The organism is Micromonospora sp. NPDC047740 (genome assembly GCF_043204735.1).
Taxonomy (GTDB): Bacteria; Actinomycetota; Actinomycetes; order Mycobacteriales; family Micromonosporaceae; genus Micromonospora.
This window is the reverse complement of the sequence record NZ_JBIDCT010000028.1, coordinates 62,270-80,989: the sequence shown is the minus strand read 5'-3', so window position 1 is coordinate 80,989 and position 18,720 is coordinate 62,270. Positions and strand designations below refer to the sequence as shown.

Here is an 18,720-nt window from a genome sequence, read left to right as displayed (position 1 = left end):
AGCCAGCGGAGCTCCAGGTGTTCAGGGCGTCTTAGAGTGACCCCCCTCTATACCGGAGCTCCGCTGCTTCGTCTCCGTGACACGCTTGACAACCCACCATGCCGCCTAACTGAACGGCGTTGGATCTAGGCCGCTACGTGCACGCGCTGAGCCAGGCTGGCGAGCTGGTAGCTCGGCCGGCCCCGGCCACGGCGCATCCAGTTCTGGACGAGCTGCCTGCTGATGGCATGGTGGCGGATCTGCTCGGGCGCCTTCTGCTCGGCGGCGAGAACGACGGCCATTGCCTCATCCGTTCTGTTCCACGCGCTCGGCGCCCGCGCCGTCTCCAACGCGTGCCTCGCCTGCCGCTCGACAGGTAGGCCCGTGGTGTCGATACGCGGACCGAGGTCGATCGCGACCTGCACGTCATCGAGGTCCATCGCGGTCGTCACTCGATGGATGGCCACGTTGGTCGGGCCGAACGCGGTCCACAGGTGGTTAGCGTCATGACCAAGCCGCCGCGCAGCTTCGTCACCCTCGCTCAGAAACGATCGAACGGTCGCCCGGTCCTCGTCACGAGCTGCGGCTACCGAACCGGCGAGGAACAAGGTCCCATAGACCGACAGGTCTGCGCTTCCATGACCTGCGGCACTCGTACGCGACCTGGCTGGTCTCCGACGGCGTCCCAATTAACGACGTGGCGAAGGTGATGGGACACGAGCAGACCTCGACCACGCTGAACCGCTACACCCACTCGACGGCTGAGCGCGACCGCGGGTGCTGAAGTCCTTTGCTGCCTTCTCGCTGCCTCCGGGCAACGACTGATCTTCAGATACAAGTCAAGGCCCCTCGATCGAGGGGCCTTGAGCTTGTCTTATTCATGGTGGGCGATACTGGGATCGAACCAGTGACCTCTTCGGTGTGAACGAAGCGCTCTCCCGCTGAGCTAATCGCCCTCAGCGCCGATGACTCTACCTGATCGACACTGCGGACCAAAAACCCGGGGGTCAGTGCGTCGCGAGGTAGTGCAGGGCCCGGGCGACCAGGTCGATGCCGAGGCTGTACTTGAGCGAGAGCCACACCACCACGCTCACGAACACCAGCCCGACCGCACCGAGCACGAACCGCACCGGCAGCGACTGACTGGTCGCCCAACGGGTCCAGGCCTGCACGTTGCGCCGGGTGAAGGTGAGCAGCCGGCGGGCCCAGATGAACTCAACGGCCCAGACGCCCAGCCCGGCGATCACGAGCAGCCAGCCGGGCCCGGGCAACGGGATGAGGGCGATACCGACAGTGACGACGATCGCGCCGGCGATGGCAATGAAGATCTTGAGGGTGACCCGACCGGTGGGGTTGGCGCGGATCAGGTCGAGGGTGGTCTGCGCCCGGGTCCGCCAGCCGCCGCGGCGCCGCTCGGCGACGGCGCTGCCGGCACCGCCCTGGGGGGTGCCGCCAGCACCCCGCGGACCGCCGTTCACCGACACCTCGTACCCCCGCCTTTCGGCTGCTCGGGCCGCTCCTTTCGGCGGGTCGGCCGTGGCCCTCGGCTCCACCGAGGAACCCTTCGTGACCATTTCCACCCCCAGTGTCGCGCGCGACCGTCACCCCTGCTGAGGACTGGACGTTACCGGAGTAAGTCGACGACTGAACCACCCGTTGCCGGGCGGGACGACGGACTGGGCAGAAGAGGGAATCCTACAAGAATTTTCACATTCTCGGAGGCGTTCCGACCCCCTTCCCACCACTGGGTGAAGTCAGCGTATGGCGGAGCGTAGCCAGGAGTAGCGGCTGAGTATGGGAAAAGCGGGACACGCGCGTTCCGCAGCGGTGCCGGGGGGAGAACGTCCATGAGTGTCATCCGACCGACGACCGTAGAGGTCGAGACGTCGCTAAGGCTCGTCGCGCCTGACGCCACCGCCTTGCCGGTGCGTGCCAGCTTGCGTTACGACCCTGCTGACCCGTATGCGGTCCATGTCCTGTTCCACGCCGAATCCGCCGGTGGCGAGGCGGTGAGCTGGTCGTTCGCTCGCGAACTGCTGGTCACCGGGCTCGACGAGCCGGCCGGCATCGGCGATGTTCGGGTCTGGCCGTGGGCCACGCCGCGCGGCGACTTCGTCGCGCTCGCGCTGTCGTCCCCGGACGGCAACGCCCTGTTCGAGGTCCCACGCAGCGTCCTCGTGCGCTTCCTGCGCCGGACCTACGTCGTCGTCCCGCGCGGCCGGGAGGCCGAGCACCTGGACGTCGACACGGCGGTCAACCGGCTGCTCGCCGGCCGCTGATGACGCACACCGGGGCCGTGCGGATCTGCCGAGTCCGCGCGGCCCCGGTCCGTCACCAATTCGGGTACGCCGTCCGTGCTGCCCGATTCAGCCGTGAGTGGTGATTCCGCCGTCGACCGGGATCACCGCGCCGGTCAGGTACGCGCCGGCCCGGGACGACAGGTAGATCGCGGTGCCCGCCATGTCCTCGGAGCGGCCGATCCGGCCCAGCGGCACCTGCTGCTCGATCGCGGCCCGGGATGCCGGATCGTCCAGGGCGAAGGCCATCATCTTGCTCTCGAACGGCCCGGGGGCGATCGCGTTGACGGTGATCTGCTCGCCGGCGAGCTGGTGGGCGAGGCTGCGGGTGAGCATGTGCACGGCCGCCTTGGTCGCCGAGTAGGCGTACACCTCCATCCAGGGCACGCGGAGGCCGTCGATCGATCCGATGTTGATCACGCGGGCCGGATCGTCGGCGCTGGCTGCCGCGCGCAGCGCCGGCAGCAGCGCGGTGGTGAGCCGGAAGACGGCCTTGACGTTGACCGCCCAGAGCTTGTCGAAGGCGCTCTCCGGGTATGCCTCCAGCGGCGCGCCCCAGGTCGCGCCGGCGTTGTTGACCAGCACGTCGAGCCGGTCGGTGCGGTCCTGCACGGCGGCGGCCAGCCCCAGCGCGCCCTCGTCGTGGCTCAGGTCGGCGGGGATCGCCTCGCAGCGGCCGATGTCGGACAGCTCCTTGGCCACGGTCTCGCAGACGTCAGCCTTGCGCGAGGAGATGATGACCTTGGCGCCGGCCTGGACGAAGCCTCGGGCGATCATCAGCCCGATCCCTCGTGAACCGCCGGTGACCAGGACCGTCTTGCCTTCGACCGAGAACAGATCCGTCATGCCCATCCCATCGCGAGTCGGCGGGGCCGCGGGTCGGTCGGACGACCCATGCGCTACCGATCGGTAACCTAACCGCCTCGCCTTCCCGGCGACAAGACCCGCCCGGTCGGGTGAAACTGCCAAGGTGCAAGGTGCGCCGGGCAGGGTTAACGTCGAAGACGATGGTCACTAACGGTCAGCTTTTCCCGGCAACCCGCACCGACCTGTCCGCCCCCGGCTACGACAACGACGACATCACCACCGGCGCCCTCGCTGACCTCGCGCCCGGGCCCGGCTGGCCCCGCCCCGTCCTGCTCGACGCGGACCTGCTGATCCTGGTCACCAGCGGTCACGGCACCGCCGAACTGGACTTCCGGGCCCGGCCCTGCCGGCCCGGCACCCTGCTGTACGTCCGCCCCGGCCAGGTGCTGCGCTGCCTCGGCCCGCACCTCGACGCCACCGTGGTCTGCTGGGGGGCCGGGACGCTGCGCGGCCTCGACGTCGACCCGGACGCGGTGCCGGCCTACCGGCAGCTCGCCGGGGAGGACGAGGACGCCGTGATCAGCGAGGTGACCCAGCTGGCGGTCGACGCCGAACGGCACGCCGGGGTGCCCGCCGCCGCCGTGCTGCTCCGCCACCAGCTCGCCGTGCTGCTGCTGCGGCTGAGCCTGCTCCCCGGCGGAGCGGAGCGGCAGACGACCCGCGCGGAGACGGCGACCTTCCACCGGCTCTGCCGGGAGGTGGAGCGCGGCTACCGGCACACCCGCCGGGTGGAGGACTACGCGGCGCAGCTCGGCTGCTCAGTGCGTACGCTCACCCGGGCCTGCCTGGCGGTGACCGGCCGCAGCGCCAAACAGGTGATCGACGAGCGGGTGGCGTTGCAGGCCAGCCGGCTGCTCGCCGCCACCGACGAACCGGTCGCCCGGATCGGCCGGCGACTCGGCTTCCCCGAGCCGACCAACTTCGGCCGCTTCTTCACCCGCGAGATCGGGGTGAGCCCCGGCGCGTTCCGGGCCGCCCGGGAACGACCACTGCCCGTCCGCGTGGTGCGCCCCCGCCCGCCCGTCGACTCCCCCGCCCAGCCGCGCCGGGCATGATGGCAGGGTGCAGATCTCCGCGCGCGGCGACTACGCGGTCCGGGCCGCACTGAGTCTGGCCACCGCGTACCCCGCCCTGCTGTCCACCCAGGCCATCGCGGCCGAGCAGGACATGCCCCGCAAGTTCCTCGAGGCCGTCCTGGCCGACCTGCGCCGGGCCGGGATCGTCCGCGCCCAGCGCGGCGCCGAGGGCGGCTACACCCTGGCCCGGCCACCGCGCGAGGTCACCATCGGGCAGGTGCTGCGCGCCGTCGACGGCCCCCTCGCCGGGGTACGCGGGCTGCGCCCCGAGGAGACCCGGTACGAGGGCGCCGCGGAGAACCTGCCCCGGCTCTGGGTGGCCGTCCGCGCCGCCGTGCGGCAGGTCGTCGACGAGGTGAGCCTGGCCGAGATGGCCAGCGGCAAGCTGCCCGGGCACGTCCGCAAGCTGATCGCCCGCCCCGACGCCTGGGAGCCGCGCTGACCGGCGACCCGGTCGAGCGCCGGCGGCTCGGCGGCGGGTGGGGTCACCACGGGGACTGCTGCGGCCCGAAGGTGGTGTAGCCGCCGCGGTGGCGCAGCAGCGGGTCGCCGTCCGGCCCTGCGGCGAGGGCCAGCGGCGTGCCGAGCACGATGGTGTGATCACCAGCCTTGATCCGGCGGGTCACCCGGCAGAGCAGCACGGCGAGGGCGTCGCCGATCAGCGGCACCCCGAACGGGCCGGTGTGCCAGCCGGGGTGGGCGGCGAACCGGTCGATGCCGCTGGTCGCGAAGATCCGGGCCACCTCCTGCTGTTCGGCGGAGAGCAGGTGCACGGCCACGTGCTCGGCGTGGGCCACGGTGGGCCAGCTGGACGATTCCCGCCCGAGGCAGAACGACACCAGCGGCGGTTCGAGGGACACCGAGGCGAACGAGGTGGCGGTGAAGCCGGCGGGCGGCAGCGCCGGCAGGTACCGGCCGCCGGACAGGCCGGGCGCGGTGACCACGGTGACCGTGGACGCCTGGCGGCGCAGCAGGGCACGGAACGAGTCGTCGTCGACGGGGCGCAGCTCGGCGGCGCCGGGACGGTCCACGGTGGTCATGCGGTCACCAGCTCTCAGGGGGCGTACGCGCTGGCCGGGCGGGGCACCCGGTAGTGCTCGCGCCGGGTGTGACCGGCGGGTCGGAACCGGCCGCGCCGGGCGGGCCGGGCCGCGGTGCGCCGGCACGGGAGCGGACGGGCAGGGGAGATACGGACGGGTGGCCGAGCCGGAGCAGCCGGGTCAGCTCAACAGAGCGCGCTCGCGTGCCGGACCAGGTCGACGTGCACGCGAGCGGTGAGCAGAAGCTCGTCCCGCTGCGACATGATCTCATGGTGCCGGCCGTTCTCCGGGCCGGTCAACGCCCTACCACAGGGTGAGACCCGCATCCCTTACATCGTCACCCGCCGCTCTCACCAGCATTTGCCACCCCCTAACACCTACCCGCTGGACAGAGATTCAGCAGGGTGGAGCGGCCGTCCAGTGCGGATCCGACCCGGTTTCGCAAACCACCGGTTCGGGCATGTTCGAGGCCGCAGAGGCAGGCAGACGGGAAGGAGCCAGGCGATGGGCATCATGTTCCGCAAACGGAAGAAGTTCGGCCCGCTGATCCTCAACTTCACCGAGAAGGGCTTCTCCTCGTGGAGCATCAAGGTCGGCCGATGGTCGTGGAATTCGCGTACCCGGGCACACCGGGTGGACCTGCCGGGGCCGCTGTCGTGGAAGCAGGACAAGTCGCGGGCGTGACGCCCTGAGGTCGGGCGGGGGGGGCCGGTGCACCACCGGCACCCCGCCCGGCGTCCGGGCGACTTTTCTCTTCTGGGCGAACCGGCCGCCCGACCAGGCGGAGAATCGCGGCGTGGCGAACGGGGGGTACCGGCGGGAACGACTGCGGGCGCTGCTCGCCTGCCTGCTGCTGGTGGCCGCGTACTTCCTCGTGCCGCTGGCCCCCGACCCGAACGCGGCCCGGCTGACGCTGCGCGCGGTGGGCACCCTGCTCGTGGTGGGCGTCGTCGCCGCCCTGGTCACCCGCCAGGTACGCCGTCAGCTCACCGCCCCGGCCGGCAGCACGCCGGCCCGCTCGCTGGCCAACCTGGTCGTGGGCCTGGTCGCCGGCCTGCTCGTCTTCGCCCTCGCCGACTACATCATCGCGAACAACGCCCCCCACCAGTTCTCCGGCCTGTCGACCCGGGTGGACGCGCTCTACTTCGCGCTCACCACGCTGACCACCATCGGCTACGGGGACGTGCACGCGCAGGGGCAGGTCGCCCGGGTGGTGGTCTGCGTCCAGATGCTGTTCAGCATCGGGGTGATCGCCACCGGGGCGTCCATCGTGGTCCGGCAGGTCACCCAGCTGCGGCAGCCGAAGCGGTGATCAGCACGTCACCGCCGAGCCGGCCGTGCTCGGGCTGCCGGGTCACCGCCCCGGAGGCGAGCAGCGAGGCCAACGCCCGGTTCGCGTCGGCGGCCCGGTAGACCGTCGAGGTGGCCGCGAAGCGGCGCAGTTCGGTCACCGTGCGCGGGCCGGAGCGGGTGAGCTCGGCGAGCAGCTCGCGCCGCAGCGGGCCCGGATCGGGTTCGAGGGTGATGTCGAGCAGCCGCCCGGCCGGGTCGCGGTAGCGCACTCCGGCGTACTCGTCGACCGCCCAGAGCGCGTCCTTGAGCGCCTCCAGGCTCCGGTCCGAACCGGTGGCGTAGCCGAGCAGCCGCGCTGGCGCACCGTCGGCGGGCACCAGTTCCACCTCGGTGACCAGCGGGAACCCGGCCGCGGTCAGCGCCGGCCGCAGGGGCCGCCCGGGCGCGGTGACCAGCAGCAGCTCGGCCGGGCGGCCGGATGCGGCGGCGGCCACCACGGCCGGGTCGGGATCGCCGCCGTCGACCACGGTCAGCAGCGGAGCGCCGGCCGCGCCGGCGGCCTTGAGCGCCACCGGCAGCCGGTCCGGATGGCCCGGCACCACGTGCACGGCCACGTCCGCCGGCAGGGCCGCCGCCACGGTGCCGAGCCGGGCCGGCAGCTCCGCGCCGCCGGCGGCGAGCACCAGCACGGTCAGCCGCCGGCCGCGCAGCCGGTCGGCGAACTCGGCGACCACCCGCAGCGCCTCCTCGGCGTCGCCGGTGTCGCGGCCGGCGGAGGCGAGGGCGAGGGTGGCCCGCCGGGAGCGGTGCAGCGCTGCCGGCAGCCAGTGGTCGAGCTGCCGGACGAGCAGTTCGCGCAGGACGGCGTCGGTCGACATCCTGCCGTTCTACCGCATGGCCGATTCAGGCCGAGACGGAGATGCCCACGCCGCCACGGGTCTGGCCGCCGTAGCGCTGCCGCTCCCGGTCGAGGTCGAGCCGGCCGATCCGCTTGCGGGCGGCCAGGGCGGCCTCGTCCAGCAGGTCGGCGGGGACGATCCAGACGATCTCGAACTCCAGCCCGTCCGGGTCCCGGCCGTAGAGGCTCTTGGTGGTGCCGTGGTCGGAGGCGCCGACCAGGGCGTCGGCGGCGGCCAGCCGCTCGGCGGTGGCGGCCAGCTCGTCGAGGGTGTCGAGCTCCCAGGCCAGGTGGTAGAGGCCGACGGTGGCCCGACCGGCCGGGGAGGGGCCGGCGGCCGCGCCGATCTCGAACAGGCCGAGGTCGTGGTCGTTGGTGGAGTCGGGCGCCTGCAGGAAGGCGGCGCCATGGAACCCGTCCGGGGTCATCGGGACCGGACGGAAGCCCAGCACGTCGCGGTAGAAGGCGACGCTGCGCCCGAGGTCGCGGACGTAGAGGACGGCGTGGTTGAGGCGGTGGATTCCCATGACCTCGACGGTAGCGCGGTTTTGTTGAGCGCTCAACAACCAGCGGTATGATGGTCGCCATGACCCGGTGGCTGGACCCCGACGAGCAGCGGACCTGGCGCGCCTTCCTCACCGCCTCCCGGGCGCTGATGGACACCCTCGACCGCGAACTGCAACGCGACGCCGGCATGCCGCACGCCTACTACGAGATCCTGGTCCGGCTCTCCGAGGCCCCCGACCGGCGGCTGCGGATGAGCGAGCTGGCCGACGCCACCGGCTCCTCCCGCAGCCGGCTCTCGCACGCCGCCGCCCGGCTGGAGGCGGCCGGCTGGATCCGCCGCGAGGACTGCCCCACCGACCGGCGCGGGCAGATCGCCGTCCTCACCGACGACGGCTTCGCCACCCTCGCCGCCGCCGCGCCCGGCCACGTCGAGGGCGTACGCCGGCACCTGTTCGACGCGCTGAGCCCCGCCCAGGTCGACCAGCTGCGACGGATCAGCGAAACCCTGGCCGACCACCTGACCGGATCCTGACCAAACTGATCCACTCCGGGTCTTGTACTTACCGTCGCCGGATGAGCACGATGGGGCGTGACCTCCGGCTTCGCTGACCTGACTGTCCAGGCGCACCACCTGGTGTCCGAAGGCGACCTCGCCGGTGCCCAGCGGCTGCTCGCCGACGCGCTGGTCGACGCCGATCCGCGTCCCGCCAACGCCTCCCCGGAGCTGGCCGAGGCCGCCGGCCTCCAGGCCCGGGTCCTGATCGCGCTCGGCGAGCCACACTCCGCACGCGGCTGGGCCGCCTTCGCGTACGCCGCGGCCACCCGGCTGTACGGGCGCTCCGACGAACGCAGCGTCGCCGCCGCCGCCACCCTGGCCGCCGTGCTGCACCGGGTCGGCAGCGACGCCCGCGCCGCCCGGCTCTACTCCAACGTCATCATCGAACTGACCGCCCGCGACGGACCGGAGTCGCAGCGGGTGCTCGCCGCCCACGCCGACCTGGCCACCGTCGAGTACGCCCGCGGCCAGTGCGAGATCGCCCGCGACCGACTGCAGACCGCCTGGGAACTGCACCGCGAGGTGTACGGCGACGACCACCCCAGCGGCATCAAGATGCTGGCCAAGCTCGGCGCGATGGAGCGCGACTGCGGCCGGTACGCCGAGTCCCACGAGCACCTGGCCCTCGCCGAGGAGCTGTGCCGGCAGCACCTGCCCACCGACGACCCGCTCACCGCCCAGGTGGCCGGGCTGGCCCGGGCCGCCGCCGACCCGGACCACGTCTGCGCCGAACCGGAGCCACCCGCCCGGCCGGCGCCGGTCGTACCGGCCGCCCGGGTCCCCCCGCCCGCCGAGGGGCCGCCCGAGCCGACCCTTCCCGAGCCGCCGCTCTACCACCCGCCGGACCGCGCCGACGGCGGGCGCCCCGGCGTGCCCGCCCCCCGGACACCACCCGAAGCCGCCGACGAGCCGTTCGACGACCACCCGTGGCCGCCGGACGAACCGACCGAGGAACCCTGGCGCCCCGGGGAGAGCGCGCTGCCCCCGACCGTGGTCGGGCTGACCGACGACGAACCCGAGGGCGTACGCCGGGTGGCGCAGCCCGCCGAACCCGAGGCGCCGCCGCGCCACCTGCCGGTGCACGTGCCCCGGCCGCCCGCGCCCGAGGGCCGGACCGGACCACGGCTGCCGCTGGTGGTGGCCGGGGTGATCGTGGTGCTGCTGATCGGCGCGATCGCGGTGGTCGCCGGCGTGTCCCGGCTGGACCGGTCCCGGGAGGCGCCCGGCCCCTCCCCCACCACCGGCCGCGCCGCGACCGGCACCCCCTCCGGTACGCCGAACGCCGCGCCCGCCGCCTCCCCCGGCACCCCGCCTCAACAGGTTCGGCTGACCGACCGGCGGGACAGCATCCTGCTGAGCTGGACCTACCCGGCCGGCGCCGAAGGGCCGCTGGTGGTCGCCGGGGGCCGCACGGGTCAGCCGCAGCACACCTTCCTCGAACTGCCCGCCGGGACGGACAGCTACATCGCCTACGGGCTCGACCGCAGCACCGACTACTGCTTCACCGTCGCGCTGGTGTGGTCCACCGACACGGTGGCCCGGGCCCCCTCGGTCTGCACCCGCCGCGGTTGAGTCAGTCCGCCTCCGGGTCGACCAGCGCCGGCAGCTGCACGGTCACCCGCAGCCCCGGCCCGGACTCGGTCGCCGGGTCCGCCGGCGCGGCATCGGCGAGGTCGACTCCGCCGCCCGCGCGGCGGACCAGTTCGCGGACGATGGCCAGGCCCAGGCCGGCGCCGCCGGCGTCGCGCGCCCGCGCGTCGTCCAGCCGGGTGAACCGCGCGAAGACCCGTTCCCGGTCGGCCGCCGGGATGCCCGGCCCGTCGTCGGTGACCGTCACCAGGTGGTACGCCTGCCCCGGGCCCGCCCCGCGCTGCCCGGGCACCGGCGGGTCGGGGTGCGGGCCGGTGACGTCGAGCCGCACCTCGCCGCGAGCGTGTCGCAGTGCGTTGTCCACCAGGTTGGCCAGCACCCGGCGCAGCTCGGCCGGGTCACCCTCGGTCCACAGCGGCCCGGACGGCGGCGCGAGGCGTACCGGCGGAGACGGGTAGCGGTCGGCGACCGTGCGGAGCAGCTCGCCCAGCTCCACCGGGCCCACGATCCGCGCCGGGGACCCGTCCGGCCGGGTGGCCTGCTCGTCGACCCGGGCCAGCAGCAGCAGGTCGTCGACGAGCCGGCTCAGCCGGTCGGTGTCGGCGAGCAGGTTCTCCGTCACCGTCGGCCAGTCCGTCCCGTCGCCCAGCCGGCGGGCCACCTCCAGCTCGGTACGCATGTTGGTCAGCGGGCTGCGCAGCTCGTGCGCGGCGTCGGCGACGAACGCCCGCTGCCGGGCCCGAGCCGCCTCCAGCCGGTCGAGCATGTCGTTGAGAGTGATCGCCAACCGCTGGATCTCGTCCGCCGCGGCCGGTACGGGCAGCCGCCCCGGCCCGGCCCGGCCAGTGATCTCGGCGGCGCCGCGACGCAACGACTCCACCGGGCGCAGCGTCGCGCCGATCACCCGCCAGGCGACCACGGCGAGCCCGGCGACGAGCAGCGGGAAGCCCACCAGCAGCAGGGTCCGGGCCATGTGCAGGCTGTGCCGGACGTCGCTCATCGACTTGGCGACCAGCACGGTGAGCGGCTCGGCCGGGGTGCCCGCCGGCACGGTCACCACCCGTACCGGGCCGGTGAGCCCGACCCGCCGGCCGTCGACGACGAGGCGCTGGCGCTGCCCGGCGCGGAGCTGGTCGGGGCTTAGCATCGGCACCAGCCGGTCGGCGTCGATGGAGGCGGCCCGGATCCGGCCCTGCCCGTCCACCACCTGCACCCGGAGCTGCCCGCCGGCGACCGGTAGCGGGTCGGGCAGGGCGTCGGAGGCGCCGAGCAGGGCCACCGCGTCCGCGGTCCGGAACGCCTCGGCGTCGACCGTGCGCTGCAGCGTCCAGCCGAGCGCGCCGAGGAGCAGCACCCCGCCGAGCGCGAGCCCCACGCTCAGCCCGGCCACCCCGATCATCAGCAGCCGGGCCCGCAGGCCGAGGCTGGGCAGCCAGCGGCGCGGGCCGGTCATGTGGCAAGCCGGTAGCCGGCGCCCCGGACGGTCTCCAGGCGTTCCCGGCCGATCTTGCGGCGCAGGTAGCCGACGTAGACCTCGACGGCGTTGGGGGCGGTGTCGAGGCTGGCGTCCCAGACGTGGTCCAGCAGCTCGGTCTTGGACACCACCTGGCCGGCCCGGCGCATCAGGTAGTCGAGCAGGGCGTACTCGCGGGTGGTCAGGGCCACCTCGGCGTCGGCCCGGGTCACCCGCCGCCGGGCCGGATCCAGCCGCAGGTCGCCGACGGTGAGCACGGTCGGGCGTTCCGGCGCGCCCCGGCGCAGCAGCGCCCGCAGCCGGGCCAGCAGCACCACGTACGAGAAGGGCTTGGTGAGGTAGTCGTCCGCCCCGCAGTCCAGCCCGTCGGCCTGGTCGTACTCGCCGTCCTTGGCCGAGAGCATGAGCACCGGCAGCCAGTGCTCCTCGGCTCGCAGCCGGCGCACCACCTCGTACCCGGACAGGCTGGGCAGCATCACGTCGAGGATCATCGCGTCGTAGCCGCCGTGCCGGGCGGCGTCCAGCCCGGCCGGGCCGGTCGACTCGACGTCCACCGCGAACCCCTCCGCCGCCAGGCCCCGCCGCAGCGCGGACGCGAGCCGCGTCTCGTCCTCCACCACCAGCAACCGCACCCGTCCAGGGTGCCACCCGGGTGACACCCCTAGGGAATCTCCTCAGCGGCCTCACAGCGACCCTCCTGCACCATTACGGTCAGGAGGTGCCCATGATGTCCGTACTGAAGAACCGTGCCGTGCTGCGCTGGCTGGTCCCGGTGACCGCGGGGGTCGCCGTGGTCGGCGGCGGCGCCGCGATCGGCACGTTGGCCGCCGGGGCCGACCCGGCCCTGCCGCCGCGCACCGCGGCGCAACTGCTCGAGGATCTGCGCTCGTCCCGCCTGGACGGGCTCTCCGGCACCGTGGTGCAGCGCGCCGATCTCGGGCTGCCGCCGATCGCCGACCTGGCCGGCGCGGCCGGCGGCAACGAGCTGGCCAGCCTGGTCACCGGCACGCACACCGTGCGGGTCTGGTACGGCGGCCCGGACCGGCAGCGGATCGCCCTGGTCGACACGCTCGGTGAGCGGGACATGCTGCGCAACGGCCGCGACGTGTGGACGTGGAGCAGCCGGACCAACACCGCGTCGCACCGGACGCTGTCGGCCACCGACAAGACGATGCCGTCCGCGCCGGCCACCCCGGTCGAGGCCGCCGACAAGGCGCTCGCGGCGATCGACCCGAGCACCGCGGTCACCGTGGGGCGGACGGCGAAGGTCGCCGGCCGGGACGTGTACGAGCTGGTGCTGACGCCGCGCGACAAGGACTCGCTGGTGCATCAGGTGCGGGTCGCGCTGGACGCGAAGGAGCACGTGCCGCTGCGGTTCGAGGTGCTCGCCGACGGCGCCGACCAGCCGGCGTTCGAGGTGGCCTTCACCCAGGTCGACTTCCGCACGCCGGACGCGGACCAGTTCCGGTTCAACCCGCCGCCGGGGGTGACGGTCACCGAGGAGAAGGCGAGCGCGCCCGGGCCGGCCCGGCAGCACCGGCCGGACGCCGAGCGGCGGCCGGACGTGCGTACGGTCGGGACCGGCTGGACGACGGTGCTGGTGGCGAAGTTGGACGCCGCCGGCCTGACCGGTGGCGGCGCCCCGAATGCCCGGGGTGCCCGGCCGGGCGAGGCGGCGGGGCCGGCCGGCGACCCGGGCCGGGCCGGCGCGGACGCGGTGGCCGGGCTGCTGGGTGGGCTGCCGAAGGTGAGCGGTGACTGGGGCAGCGGCCGGCTGCTGACCGGGAAGCTGTTCAGCGTGCTGCTCACCGACGACGGCCGGGTGCTGGCCGGCCTGGTCACGCCGGAACGGCTCTACCAGGCGGCCAAGGGCTAACCTACGAAGCGAGCCTGATCAGGGGCCCGGACGGCGGAAGCCGGCCGGGCCCCTGATGCGTGTGCGGAGGAAGCGCGGCGCGGCGGTGTGAGGTGGCCACGGACGGCCTGGTTCACTTGGCCCGGTAGCGGGCCAGGCGGTATCTTTCTCAGTTCAAACACAAAAAGGAACGGCTGATGAAAGCCATTCCTGCGACGATTTTAGCCAATGAGGAGCCGGCTTGTCAACGCACTCCGACGTAGAGCTGCACCAGGACGACGAGATCGGGCGCGAGCAGGAGTACGTCTCGATGCTCTACGACCGGCTGGACGGCATGCGCGAGCAGGCCGGCCGGCGGCTCACCGAGGAGCTGCGGAGCACCGGCGGCACGCAGCAGGCCCGCTCGCAGCGTGACTTCACGGTCCGGATGTACGCCGACCAGGTCGAGCAGTTCTCCGCGGTGGAGACCGGCCTCTGCTTCGGCCGCCTCGACGGCGACGACGACTCCCGCCGCTACATCGGCCGGATCGGCATCTTCGACACCAGCGGCGACTACGACCCGCTGCTCATGGACTGGCGCGCCCCGGCGGCCCGGGCGTTCTACCTCGCCACCGCTGCCAACCCGCAGGGCGTACGCCGGCGCCGGCACCTGCGCACCCGGGAGCGGAAGGTCACCGGGATCAACGACGAGGTGCTGGACATCGCCGCCGCCTCCCCCACCGCACACGAGGAGCTGACCGGCGAGGCGTCGCTGCTCGCCGCACTGAACGCCGGCCGCACCGGCCGGATGCGCGACATCGTCGAGACCATCCAGGCCGAGCAGGACCGGATCATCCGCGCCGACCTGCCGGGGGTGCTGGTGGTGCAGGGCGGTCCCGGCACCGGCAAGACGGCGGTGGCGCTGCACCGGGCCGCGTACCTGCTCTACACGCACCGGCAGCAGCTCTCCACCCGGGGTGTGCTGCTGGTCGGCCCGAACGCCACCTTCCTGCGCTACATCTCCCAAGTGCTGCCCGCGCTGGCCGAGACGGGTGTGCTGCTGCGTACCCAGGCCGACCTCTTTCCCGGGGTGCAGGCCCGGCGCACCGAGCCGGCGGAGACCGCCGCGCTGAAGGGACGCGCGGTGATGGCCGAGGTGCTGGCCAACGCGGTACGGGACCGGCAGTGGGTGCCCGAGGAGCCGCTGGAGATCGAGCTGCCGCAGCGGGAGATCCTCACCCTGGACCCGGCCGTGGTCCGGGAGGCCCGGGAGCGGGTCCGCCGCGCCGACCGCCCGCACAACCTGGCCCGGGCGCGGTTCGACATCGAGATCGTGCACGCGCTCGCCGACCAGGTCGCCGAGCGGATCGGCGCCGACCCGCTCGGCGGGGACAACCTGCTGTCCGAGGCCGACCGCGCCGAGATCCGCCGGGAACTGCGCGACGAGCCCGAGGTCCGGGCCGCGCTGGACGAGCTGTGGCCGGTGCTCACCCCGCAGCGGCTGCTCGCCGACCTGTACGGCGCGCCGGAGCGGATCGCCGCCGCCGCGCCGATGCTCACCGACGCCGAGCGGACCATGCTGCACCGCGAGCCGGGCGGCTGGACGCCGGCCGACGTGCCGCTGCTGGACGAGGCGGCCGAGCTGCTGGGCGAGGACGAGCGCGCCGCCGCGGCCCGCCGGGAGCGGATCCGGTCGCTGCAACGCGAGTACGCCGAGGGCGTGCTGGAGATCGCCCGCGGTTCCCGGTCGATCGACGTCGAGGACGAGGCGGACGGCGGCGAAATCCTTGGCGTCACCGACCTCATCGACGCCGACCGGCTGCTGGAACGGCAGGAGGAGTCCGACCGGCTGACCACCGCGCAGCGCGCCGCCGCCGATCGGAGCTGGGCGTTCGGGCACGTGATCGTCGACGAGGCGCAGGAGCTGTCGCCGATGGCGTGGCGGTTGCTGATGCGCCGGTGCCCGAGCCGGTCGATGACCATCGTCGGGGACGTGGCGCAGACCGGCGCCCTCGCCGGCACGCCGTCCTGGTCCGAGGCGCTGGCGCCGTACGTGGCGGACCGGTGGCGGCTGGAGGAGCTGACCGTCAGCTACCGCACCCCCGCCGAGATCATGGCGGTCGCCGCCGACGTGCTCGCCGCGATCGACCCGGCGCTACGCCCGCCCCGCTCCGTACGCGCCAGCGGCGTGCCGCCGTGGGACCGGACCGTCGACGCGGACCGGCTCGCCGCGGAGCTGGTCGCAGCGGCAACGCGGGAGGCGGCCGGGCTGACCGACGGGCGGCTCGGGGTGATCGTGCCGGCCGGCCGGGTGGCGGAGCTGGGCGGGGCGGTCACCGCCGCCCTGCCGGAGGCCGCCGTCGGGGAACAGCCGGAGCTGGCGAACCGGGTGGTGGTGCTCACCACGGAGCAGGCCAAGGGCCTGGAGTTCGACTCGGTCCTGGTGGTGGACCCGGACCGCATCGTCGCCGAGTCCCCGCGCGGCCACAGCGACCTCTACGTCGCCCTCACCCGCGCCACCCAACGCCTAGGCATCCTCCGCACCCCCTGACCACCCCGCCCCCGCGTTCCCCAGGTGATCATGAGGTTGACGGCGATCTCGATCTCCACGAGTGCCGCCAACCTCATGATCGACGGGGCGAGGATCCTGCCGGTCAGCCTGGGTGGGGTCGTTCGTCGGTGAAGTTGCCGACCTGGCTGCCGCTCGACGAGGCGTCACTCGTGGAGCCGCCGGCCGGGGTGCTCAGGCCACCGGTGGTGGCGTCACCCGTGGTGGTCGGGGCCACCTTCCCGCGGTGCCGCTCCGGCTGGCGGGCCAGCCGCCGGGCGCTGGCCGGGCCGGCCGTGCCCCCGGTCGTGGTGACCGCGCCCTGACCGCGCGTCGGGCCGCCGTCGCGCAGCACGTTCGGGTCGACCGGCACGTGCGCCGGGTCGTCCGGATCCTCCTCCTGGATCACCCGCAGCACATCGGTCTGCGGCACGGTGACCTCGTCCACCGCGCCCTGGCCGTACACGCCGCCGGCGATCCGGTCCTCGGCCCGCCGGGCGGCCTCCTGCCGCATGTCGTCCTCACGCACGTCAACCACCTCGCAGCGTTCTCGGATCTTTGTTGCGTGCCCGACGACCGGCGGTCCAAACCCGCGCTGGTCGTCCGCCCGGGTTCACCGGCGCGTCTCCCGCTGCTCGCCTGCCGGCCGCCCGGGCTGCCCATGCTGAGCCGCGGGTTGGCGGGACCCGCCCGCCCCCGAAGGGAAGACAGCGTGCGCACCGTACGCCGTACCACCCTCGCCGCGCTCCTGGCGGCGACCGTGACCGCCGGTCTCCCGGCGCCCGCCGAGGCGGCCCCGCGGCCCGGCCGGACCTTCGACCTCCAGGCCCACCGCGGCGGCCTGGGCCTGCGGGCGGAGAGCACCCTCGCCTCGTTCGGCAACGCACTTCAACTCGGCGTGAGCACGCTCGAACTGGACGTGCAGATCACCGAGGACGGACAGGCCGTGGTGACCCACGACCGGAAGGTCAGCGCCGCCAAGTGCGTGGACACCGCACCGGCCACCCCGGGTGACCCGGAGTACCCGTACGTCGGAAAGTACGTCAACACGCTCACCCTGGCTCAGGTGCGCACGTTGGACTGTGGCGCGAAGACCCTGGCCGACAAGCCCGGCCAGCTCGCCGTGCCCGGCGCCCGGATGCCCCTGCTGCGCGAGGTCTTCGCCCTGGTCAAGCGCTACCGGGCGGACGACGTGATGCTCAACGTGGAGACCAAGGTGGAGGCTGGCGCGCCGGCCGAGACCGCGCCGCGCGAGCAGTTCGTGCAGGTCACCGCGCGGGAGATCCGGAACGCCGGGATGCTGCGCCAGGTGACGATCCAGAGCTTCGACTGGGGCGCGCTGATGCGGATGCGCCAGGTGGAGCCGCGACTGCCGCTGGTGGCCCTGACCAACTACGACTTCCTGCAGGTCGGCCAGCCGGGCGCGTCGCCGTGGCTGGGCGGCCTGGACATCGACGACTTCGGTGGCGACCCGATCGCCGCGGTCCGCAGCTTCGGCGCGGCGGCGTTCTCGCCGGTGCACGGCTTTCCGCAGAACGGCACGGTCACCGATGCCGGCTACCGGCCGTACGTGACGAAGGAGATGGTGGCGCACGCGCACCGCAACGGGATCAAGGTGATCCCGTGGACGGTGGACGACGTGCCGACCATGGCGAAGCTGATCGACGACGGCGTGGACGGCCTCATCACCGACTACCCGGACCGGCTGCGCGGGCTGCTCGCCGAGCGCGACTACCGGCTGCCCCGGGCGTACGCCTCGCCCTTCGACATCCAGGCCCACCGGGGCGGCCGGGCCACCCGCCCGGAGAACACCCTCCCCGCGTTCGCGCACGCCCTGCAGAACCCGGCCATCTCCACTCTCGAACTGGACACCGGGGTGACCGCCGACGGGCACCTGGTCGTGTTGCACGACCGGGCGGTGAACGGGTCGCACTGCGTGGACACCGCGCCGGTACGCCCCGGGGACCCGAAGTACCCGTACGTCGGGAAGCTGGTGCACGAGCTGACCCTGGCCCAGCTGAAGACCGTCGACTGCGGCGCGAAGACGCTGCCCGAGTTCCCCGCCCAGGTGGCCGTGCCGGGCGCCCGGATCCCCACCCTCGACGAGGTCTTCGCCCTGGTGTCGGCGAGCGGCCGGGACGACGTCCGGATGAACATCGAGACGAAGATCAGCCCGCTGGTGACCGACACCGAGCCGTACCAGAGCTTCACCCGCAAGCTGGTCACCGCCATCGAGCGGGCCGGCTTCACCCGGCGCGCCACCGTCCAGTCGTTCGACTGGCGCGCCATCGAGTACGCCCACCGCCTCGACCCCCACATCGACACCGTCGCCCTGGTCTGGCAGTACGGCCCGGCCGAGTGCGCCACCCTCGCCGACGAGTGCTCGCTGCAGGCGGTCTACGGCGACCCGACGGTGCGGAGCCCGTGGACCGCCGGCCTGGACTGGTGGCGTCACGAGGACCTGGGCAAGCTGGTCCGGCAGTCCGGCGCGGCCACGGTGTCGGCGAACTGGCAGGTGCACGACCCGGGGCAGGGCAAGGTGGCCTCGGCCGACTGGTACCTGCGGCAGAACCCGGCATACTTCCACGGACCGGACGTCCCGACCCTGCAGCGGCGGTACGGGCTCACCGTGGTCCCCTACACCGTCAACGACGCGGCGGTGATGCAGCGGGTCATCGACCTCGGCGTGGACGGCCTCATCACCGACGACCCGGACCTGCTGATCGCGGTGGCGGTGCGCAACGGCCTGCGCTGACCGACC

21 protein-coding genes and 1 tRNA gene are annotated in these 18,720 nt (G+C 73.6%); 11 read left to right on the top strand and 11 right to left on the bottom strand.

Annotated features, from left to right (window positions below):
- Window positions 1-125: 125 nt before the first annotated feature.
- Window positions 126-587, bottom strand: a complete 462-nt coding sequence (locus ACGF4F_RS34315) for a hypothetical protein (protein ID WP_393084247.1) — start codon at window positions 585-587, stop codon at window positions 126-128.
- Here ACGF4F_RS34315 and ACGF4F_RS34310 point away from each other — a divergent pair.
- Window positions 530-763, top strand: coding sequence for a tyrosine-type recombinase/integrase (locus ACGF4F_RS34310; RefSeq protein WP_393084277.1), 234 nt, complete (start codon window positions 530-532; stop codon window positions 761-763). The two genes, ACGF4F_RS34315 and ACGF4F_RS34310, sit on opposite strands and share 58 nt — an antisense overlap.
- Before the next feature lie 97 nt (window positions 764-860).
- Here ACGF4F_RS34310 and ACGF4F_RS34305 read toward each other — a convergent pair.
- Window positions 861-935 (bottom strand) — tRNA-Val (locus ACGF4F_RS34305).
- A gap of 51 nt (window positions 936-986) precedes the next feature.
- Window positions 987-1,553, bottom strand: a complete 567-nt coding sequence (locus tag ACGF4F_RS34300) for a TIGR02611 family protein (RefSeq protein WP_357433123.1) — start codon at window positions 1,551-1,553, stop codon at window positions 987-989.
- Between the two features lie 273 nt (window positions 1,554-1,826).
- Between ACGF4F_RS34300 and ACGF4F_RS34295 the strand changes: the two genes are divergently transcribed.
- Window positions 1,827-2,258 (top strand): SsgA family sporulation/cell division regulator, encoded by a 432-nt coding sequence (locus tag ACGF4F_RS34295; protein ID WP_007457244.1) that lies wholly within the window; start codon window positions 1,827-1,829, stop codon window positions 2,256-2,258.
- 87 nt (window positions 2,259-2,345) lie between these two features.
- On the opposite strand, the gene ACGF4F_RS34290 is transcribed toward ACGF4F_RS34295, so the two are convergent.
- A complete protein-coding gene (locus ACGF4F_RS34290) occupies window positions 2,346-3,122 on the bottom strand; it encodes an SDR family oxidoreductase (RefSeq protein WP_357433125.1) in 777 nt (258 codons plus the stop codon).
- A 203-nt stretch (window positions 3,123-3,325) separates the two neighbouring features.
- Between ACGF4F_RS34290 and ACGF4F_RS34285 the strand changes: the two genes are divergently transcribed.
- Together ACGF4F_RS34285 and ACGF4F_RS34280 are read left to right on the top strand one after the other, a co-directional pair.
- Window positions 3,326-4,198, top strand: coding sequence for a helix-turn-helix transcriptional regulator (locus ACGF4F_RS34285; RefSeq protein ID WP_393084274.1), 873 nt, complete (start codon window positions 3,326-3,328; stop codon window positions 4,196-4,198).
- Between the two features lie 7 nt (window positions 4,199-4,205).
- Window positions 4,206-4,661: an Rrf2 family transcriptional regulator gene (locus ACGF4F_RS34280; RefSeq protein WP_357433129.1), complete on the top strand. Its 456-nt coding sequence runs from the start codon at window positions 4,206-4,208 to the stop codon at window positions 4,659-4,661.
- Between the two features lie 43 nt (window positions 4,662-4,704).
- Here ACGF4F_RS34280 and ACGF4F_RS34275 read toward each other — a convergent pair whose 3' ends face one another.
- Both ACGF4F_RS34275 and ACGF4F_RS34270 read right to left on the bottom strand, forming a co-directional pair.
- On the bottom strand, window positions 4,705-5,259 hold the full coding sequence (locus tag ACGF4F_RS34275) for a flavin reductase family protein (RefSeq protein WP_393084242.1): 555 nt from the start codon (window positions 5,257-5,259) through the stop codon (window positions 4,705-4,707).
- A gap of 185 nt (window positions 5,260-5,444) precedes the next feature.
- Window positions 5,445-5,585 (bottom strand): putative leader peptide, encoded by a 141-nt coding sequence (locus tag ACGF4F_RS34270; protein WP_393084239.1) that lies wholly within the window; start codon window positions 5,583-5,585, stop codon window positions 5,445-5,447.
- Window positions 5,586-5,763: 178 nt separating this feature from the next.
- Here ACGF4F_RS34270 and ACGF4F_RS34265 point away from each other — a divergent pair, with 178 nt between their 5' ends.
- Both ACGF4F_RS34265 and ACGF4F_RS34260 read left to right on the top strand, forming a co-directional pair.
- Window positions 5,764-5,943 (top strand): DUF4236 domain-containing protein, encoded by a 180-nt coding sequence (locus ACGF4F_RS34265; protein ID WP_073836337.1) that lies wholly within the window; start codon window positions 5,764-5,766, stop codon window positions 5,941-5,943.
- A gap of 112 nt (window positions 5,944-6,055) precedes the next feature.
- On the top strand, window positions 6,056-6,571 hold the full coding sequence (locus ACGF4F_RS34260) for a potassium channel family protein (RefSeq protein WP_393084236.1): 516 nt from the start codon (window positions 6,056-6,058) through the stop codon (window positions 6,569-6,571).
- Here ACGF4F_RS34260 and ACGF4F_RS34255 read toward each other — a convergent pair.
- Together ACGF4F_RS34255 and ACGF4F_RS34250 are read right to left on the bottom strand one after the other, a co-directional pair.
- Complete coding sequence (locus tag ACGF4F_RS34255; RefSeq protein WP_393084233.1) at window positions 6,543-7,430, bottom strand: hypothetical protein; 888 nt, start codon at window positions 7,428-7,430, stop codon at window positions 6,543-6,545. The genes ACGF4F_RS34260 and ACGF4F_RS34255 overlap by 29 nt on opposite strands.
- Before the next feature lie 25 nt (window positions 7,431-7,455).
- On the bottom strand, window positions 7,456-7,977 hold the full coding sequence (locus ACGF4F_RS34250) for a VOC family protein (RefSeq protein ID WP_357433139.1): 522 nt from the start codon (window positions 7,975-7,977) through the stop codon (window positions 7,456-7,458).
- A 50-nt stretch (window positions 7,978-8,027) separates the two neighbouring features.
- Between ACGF4F_RS34250 and ACGF4F_RS34245 the strand changes: the two genes are divergently transcribed.
- Window positions 8,028-8,489 carry a MarR family transcriptional regulator gene (locus ACGF4F_RS34245; protein ID WP_357433140.1) on the top strand — a complete coding sequence of 154 codons (462 nt, stop codon included), beginning with the start codon at window positions 8,028-8,030 and terminating at the stop codon, window positions 8,487-8,489.
- Window positions 8,490-8,546: 57 nt separating this feature from the next.
- Window positions 8,547-10,085, top strand: coding sequence for a tetratricopeptide repeat protein (locus ACGF4F_RS34240; protein WP_393084229.1), 1,539 nt, complete (start codon window positions 8,547-8,549; stop codon window positions 10,083-10,085).
- A gap of 1 nt (window position 10,086) precedes the next feature.
- On the opposite strand, the gene ACGF4F_RS34235 is transcribed toward ACGF4F_RS34240, so the two are convergent.
- A complete protein-coding gene (locus ACGF4F_RS34235) occupies window positions 10,087-11,505 on the bottom strand; it encodes an ATP-binding protein (protein ID WP_393084271.1) in 1,419 nt (472 codons plus the stop codon).
- Window positions 11,506-11,552: 47 nt separating this feature from the next.
- On the bottom strand, window positions 11,553-12,209 hold the full coding sequence (locus ACGF4F_RS34230) for a response regulator transcription factor (protein ID WP_357433146.1): 657 nt from the start codon (window positions 12,207-12,209) through the stop codon (window positions 11,553-11,555).
- Window positions 12,210-12,304: 95 nt separating this feature from the next.
- Here ACGF4F_RS34230 and ACGF4F_RS34225 point away from each other — a divergent pair, with 95 nt between their 5' ends.
- Together ACGF4F_RS34225 and ACGF4F_RS34220 are read left to right on the top strand one after the other, a co-directional pair.
- A complete protein-coding gene (locus ACGF4F_RS34225; protein ID WP_357434266.1) occupies window positions 12,305-13,453 on the top strand; it encodes a sigma-E factor regulatory protein RseB domain-containing protein in 1,149 nt (382 codons plus the stop codon).
- Between the two features lie 289 nt (window positions 13,454-13,742).
- Entirely contained in the window at window positions 13,743-15,962 is a 2,220-nt protein-coding gene (locus ACGF4F_RS34220) for a HelD family protein (protein ID WP_393084268.1), read from the top strand.
- A 103-nt stretch (window positions 15,963-16,065) separates the two neighbouring features.
- Here ACGF4F_RS34220 and ACGF4F_RS34215 read toward each other — a convergent pair whose 3' ends face one another.
- Window positions 16,066-16,488, bottom strand: coding sequence for a hypothetical protein (locus ACGF4F_RS34215; RefSeq protein WP_393084226.1), 423 nt, complete (start codon window positions 16,486-16,488; stop codon window positions 16,066-16,068).
- A gap of 183 nt (window positions 16,489-16,671) precedes the next feature.
- Here ACGF4F_RS34215 and ACGF4F_RS34210 point away from each other — a divergent pair, with 183 nt between their 5' ends.
- Window positions 16,672-18,714, top strand: a complete 2,043-nt coding sequence (locus tag ACGF4F_RS34210; protein ID WP_393084223.1) for a glycerophosphodiester phosphodiesterase family protein — start codon at window positions 16,672-16,674, stop codon at window positions 18,712-18,714.
- Window positions 18,715-18,720: the final 6 nt, after the last annotated feature.

Bases quoted from the DNA above. Each gene is read 5' to 3' on its own strand.
- ACGF4F_RS34220 (WP_393084268.1), top strand. From the start codon at position 13,743: ATGCTCTACGACCGGCTGGACGGCATGCGCGAGCAGGCCGGCCGGCGG.
- ACGF4F_RS34275 (WP_393084242.1), bottom strand. From the start codon at position 5,259: ATGACCACCGTGGACCGTCCCGGCGCCGCCGAGCTGCGCCCCGTCGAC.
- ACGF4F_RS34250 (WP_357433139.1), bottom strand. From the start codon at position 7,977: ATGGGAATCCACCGCCTCAACCACGCCGTCCTCTACGTCCGCGACCTC.
- ACGF4F_RS34255 (WP_393084233.1), bottom strand. From the start codon at position 7,430: ATGTCGACCGACGCCGTCCTGCGCGAACTGCTCGTCCGGCAGCTCGAC.
- ACGF4F_RS34300 (WP_357433123.1), bottom strand. From the start codon at position 1,553: ATGGTCACGAAGGGTTCCTCGGTGGAGCCGAGGGCCACGGCCGACCCG.
- ACGF4F_RS34295 (WP_007457244.1), top strand. From the start codon at position 1,827: ATGAGTGTCATCCGACCGACGACCGTAGAGGTCGAGACGTCGCTAAGG.
- ACGF4F_RS34245 (WP_357433140.1), top strand. From the start codon at position 8,028: ATGGTCGCCATGACCCGGTGGCTGGACCCCGACGAGCAGCGGACCTGG.
- ACGF4F_RS34225 (WP_357434266.1), top strand. From the start codon at position 12,305: ATGTCCGTACTGAAGAACCGTGCCGTGCTGCGCTGGCTGGTCCCGGTG.
- ACGF4F_RS34265 (WP_073836337.1), top strand. From the start codon at position 5,764: ATGGGCATCATGTTCCGCAAACGGAAGAAGTTCGGCCCGCTGATCCTC.
- ACGF4F_RS34270 (WP_393084239.1), bottom strand. From the start codon at position 5,585: ATGCGGGTCTCACCCTGTGGTAGGGCGTTGACCGGCCCGGAGAACGGC.
- ACGF4F_RS34290 (WP_357433125.1), bottom strand. From the start codon at position 3,122: ATGACGGATCTGTTCTCGGTCGAAGGCAAGACGGTCCTGGTCACCGGC.